Here is a 3,154-nt window from a genome sequence, read left to right on the forward strand (position 1 = left end):
ACGTCTGTCACAGCCAACCAGGCTATCATCGAGGCAGAAGTCTTCCGCTATGTGACCGACCGGGAGGTCTACAACCAGCTCGACAACGACCTGCGCATACGCAGCGTTCTGCGCCGCTCGGACGGGGCCGCCGAGAGCGGGCTGCGCCAAATCTGGAACAGCGCCAACGAGAATTACCCGCCGACCGTCTATGGCCCCAATGCCCGGCTCGACGTGGAAATCCTCAGCATCAACCGGATCGGCACCAACCGCGCCACGGTCCGCCTGCGCAAGCGCCTGACGTCTATCAATGGCGTTCAGACAGGCCTCTTCACTGCCACGCTTCTCTTCGAGTTCCGCCCCGAGACCCGCCGCTCCATCGATGAGGTCTGGACCAACCCCTTCGGCTTCACGGTCCTCGAATATTCCGTCCGCTCCGACAGATTGGAGAATTGAATTTGTTCCCTGCTCGACTTTTCATATTGCTGATTGCCCTGTTGCCCGGCCTTGCTTTCGCCGAAGCCATCCCGCGTGGCGGGCCCAATGACAATCGGGTGCGGCTGGCAACATATCAAGAAGGTCAGGTCTACCGCCTCAGCGTGTCGCTCACCCATGTGACCACGGTCGAGTTCGGGGAAGGCGAGAGCATCCGCTCGATCATCGCAGGCGACACGGAGGGCTTCGAGATCGACGGCGTGCCGGGCGGCCAAGCCTTCGCGATCAAGCCCGTCGCGCGCGGGGTGCATACCAATGTGACCGTCTATACCAACCGCCGCAGCTACTACTTCAACGTCCAGGAGACCCGCAGCCCGACCTTCTACGTGGTCCAGTTCCGCTACCCCGAAGACAATGCACGGCCCGCGCGGGCCATCGCGGCACAAGCGCCGAACTACAACTACGGGGCCAGCGCGCGGACCGAGTTCACCCCCACCCGTGTCTGGGATGACGGGACGTTTACGTATTTCGAATTCCCGCGGAACGCGCCGGTGCCCGCGATCTTCCGCTACGGCAATGGCCGAGAACGGACGGTCAACACGCAAGCCACCGAGGACGGCGTGATCCGGGTTTCCGGGGTGAACAGGCAATGGGTGCTGCGGATCGGAGACGAGGTGGTCTGTATCGAGGCCACACCACCTGCGGGAGTGGGATCATGAGCGATACCGAAAACGCGGACCTTGAGAAACGTCTCGCCGCCCTTGAGCAGGGCAAAGGCGCGAGCTCACCCCCTGCCCCGCGACGCTCGCCGCTGCTGGCTTTGGTCGTTGTCCTCGTGATCGGTGCCGGCGGTGCATTGCTCTATCTCCTGTCCCAACCCGAAGAAGAGGAGGCCCTGCCCACGGCCACGCCGGACGTATTTCAAAACGAAGGCGACGGGTTTGGCGCCATCGAAACCCTCCCCCCACCCGAGCCCGAGGTGGTGTTGGCAGCACCCGAACCGGTGGAACCCAACGCCGAGCTTCTGGCGCAGCTCGCCGCCCTTCAGGCCCAGATCGAGGAGTTGCGCAATGCGCCCGAACCCGTCGTCGAGGAAGATACCGCTGCCGCCGAAGCCATCGATGCGCTGACAACCCAAATCGCGGCGCTGCAAGCCGCGTCAGAGGCCGCGCAACAGCAATTTCGCGATGAGCTCACGGCGCGTGATCGCGAACTTGAGCAACTCCGCATGGACCTCGAACTTGCGCAGCTTGAGGCCAACCGGCCCCTTCCCGCGCCCATCGGCCCCACCGAGGACGAATTGCGCGCGCGGGAAGAAGAGCGGCTCCGCCGCGAGGAGGAAGCAAGACGGCTCGCGGAACTTGAACGCCGCGCGGCTGAAGAACGGGCGTTTCAAGAGCGCCGCATCACCTCGCCCACCATCGCCTTTGCCGGCACCTCCGGTGCAAATGAGACGCCTCTGACCGAACGCACCTTCGGCGAAGTGACAGATTTCGTACTGAACGGCGCGCTGCCCACTTCGGTGACGCAAGCTGAGGTCATCGCCAATCCGTCCAACACCATCAACCAGGGCACGATGATCCAGGCCGTCATGGAAACCGCTCTCGACAGTTCCCTGCCCGGCCAGACGCGTGCTGTTGTTTCCGAAGACGTGTTCAGTTTCGATGGCTCCCGCCTCCTGATCCCGCGCGGGTCCCGTCTCATCGGGCGGTATCGTTCTGGCGTCGATATCGCGCAGCGCCGGGTCACCATCGCCTGGGACCGGATCATCCTGCCTGACAATCAAACCATCCAGATCAGCTCCTTCGGGGGCGATGAACTGGGTCGTTCGGGTGTGACCGGCTTTGTCGACACGCGCTTTGATGAACGCTTTGGCTCGGCGGCGTTGATTTCTCTGATCTCCGCAGCGCCAAGCGCCGCTGCGGCAAATGTGCAGGACGAAACCGCCGCGGACGTGCTCGAAGACGTAGGCGATGATCTTGCCGATGCCACGGATAGTGTGATTGGCGACTACCTCTCAATCGGTCCCGTCATTTATGTCGACCAGGGGGCTCGCGTGACGGTGATGGTCGACCGCGATCTGGAGATATTCTGAGCCCATGTCGCTGAGCTATCTCCAAACCTCGCTTGATCGGATCGACGCTGCCGCCCGCGACGATGTCATCGAGATCTGCATCAATCCCGACGGCAGCTGCTGGGGCGAATTCCAGGGCGATCATTTCATGCGAAAGCTGGACCGGGCGTTGACCGCAACCGAAGTGAAAGACCTCGGCAACCAGATCGCCTCCTCCGCCAATACCACGATGAGCAAGGACCGCCCCATCGTCTCGGTCTCGATCACATACAAAGGGCGCCCGATCCGCGCACAGGTCATCACCCCGCCTGCCGTGATCTCGGCGATGTCGATAAGCTTGCGGTTCTTCTCAAGCCTGCCGCTCGACGGGATCGCGCTTGATTTCCTCTATGGCAAGGAGCGCAAGCTCGAAGAACTCCGCCTCGAGAAGACCCGGGAACTGCGTGAAGTGGTGGCCGCGGGCGTGATCGACGATGCGCTGGCCTTTTGCGTCGACAACAAGCTCAACATGATCGTCTCGGGCGGCACCTCCACCGGCAAGACCGTCGCCGCGCGGAAGATCCTCTCTCATGTGCCTGCAGAAGAACGTATCGTCACCATCGAAGAAGCCGCCGAACTTCTGCCGACCCAGCCCAATGCCGTGACCCTCATCGCCAATCGCGACGC

Annotated in this window: 4 protein-coding genes; all 4 read left to right on the forward strand. The window is 62.6% G+C overall.

Features of this window, described 5'->3' with window-relative positions; translation table 11 throughout:
* A partial coding sequence (locus B2585_RS04910; protein WP_292020623.1) for a type IV secretion system protein occupies positions 1–435 on the forward strand: 435 nt, incomplete at its 5' end.
* Positions 436–437: 2 nt separating this feature from the next.
* Positions 438–1,133, forward strand: coding sequence for a TrbG/VirB9 family P-type conjugative transfer protein (locus tag B2585_RS04915; protein WP_040884169.1), 696 nt, complete (start codon positions 438–440; stop codon positions 1,131–1,133).
* Entirely contained in the window at positions 1,130–2,509 is a 1,380-nt protein-coding gene (locus tag B2585_RS04920; protein ID WP_008327387.1) for a TrbI/VirB10 family protein, read from the forward strand. The genes B2585_RS04915 and B2585_RS04920 overlap by 4 nt, the downstream gene beginning before the upstream one ends.
* Positions 2,510–2,513: 4 nt before the next feature.
* Positions 2,514–3,154, forward strand: a 641-nt coding sequence (locus B2585_RS04925; protein WP_292020632.1) for an ATPase, T2SS/T4P/T4SS family, incomplete at its 3' end; no start/stop codon positions are given.

Origin of the sequence: Maritimibacter sp. UBA3975 (assembly GCF_002384975.1) — a bacterium.
Lineage (GTDB): Bacteria > Pseudomonadota > Alphaproteobacteria > Rhodobacterales > Rhodobacteraceae > Maritimibacter.